1 protein-coding gene is annotated in these 791 nt (G+C 72.2%); it reads left to right on the top strand.

The window, feature by feature from the left end:
- Positions 1 to 641 (top strand): ATP-binding protein (locus E1287_RS43390; protein WP_207934832.1); only part of this gene is annotated, 641 nt, incomplete at its 5' end.
- Positions 642 to 791 lie beyond the last annotated feature (150 nt).

The following is a 791-nucleotide window of genomic DNA, read 5'->3' as shown; positions in this document are numbered from 1 at the left end:
GGCTCGGGGTGGGACGGGACGTGATCGAGGACGGGAAGGTCGCCGTGTCCGAGATCGCCACCAACGCTCTCCGGCACGGCAAGCCCGTGCCCGGTGGCCGTCCGCCCATCGCGCCCGAGCTGTGGATCTGGGCGCGGACCGTCCCCGCGCCGGAGCTCGTCGTCTCCGTCTTCGACGGCGCGCGGGCGACGCTGCCGCAGGCGTCCACCAGCGGGCTGCTCGACGAACACGGCAAGGGCCTCGGGCTGGTGGCGGCGTTCACCGCCGCTTGGGGGTGCAGCCGGACGCGGTCACGGGTCGCGAGTCCCGTCGTCCGGGGCAAGGCGGTCTGGTTCGCGCTGCCGCTTCCCCACGACTGGCCGGGCCGGACGCTCGAACTCCACCCCGGCACGGCCGCGCAATGCCTCCTGCTGTGCGTCACGCGGCGCGGGTTTCCCGGGATGCGGACCAGCGACCAGCGCGGTGTGTCCGTCCTGGTGCTGCCCGGCCTCAACGTGTGGGTGCACCCGCAACACTTCTCCTGGCAGGGCGGGCCGGGGCGCTACCTTCAGCGGCCGCTCATCGACCTGCAGGAGACGGCGGAGCACATCGTCCGCCAACTGGACGGCATCCGCGTTCCGGCTCCCGCGCCGTCCCCTTGACGACTCGGATGGCGGACGGCCCCCAGAACAGTCCATGACCTCGGTCTTCTCCAGGCGGGAAGTTGAACGATCAAGGGCTGTCCTCGTTGCCGGGTGAAGTGTTGCTGCCGCATGAGCACGGGGACAGGGGCGACTGGGAGGGGCTGGGCG

Source organism: Actinomadura sp. KC06 (assembly GCF_004348735.1).
Lineage (GTDB): Bacteria > Actinomycetota > Actinomycetes > Streptosporangiales > Streptosporangiaceae > Spirillospora.
Note: the sequence above shows the minus strand (reverse complement) of the source record. Positions and strands in the feature narration are given on the sequence as shown.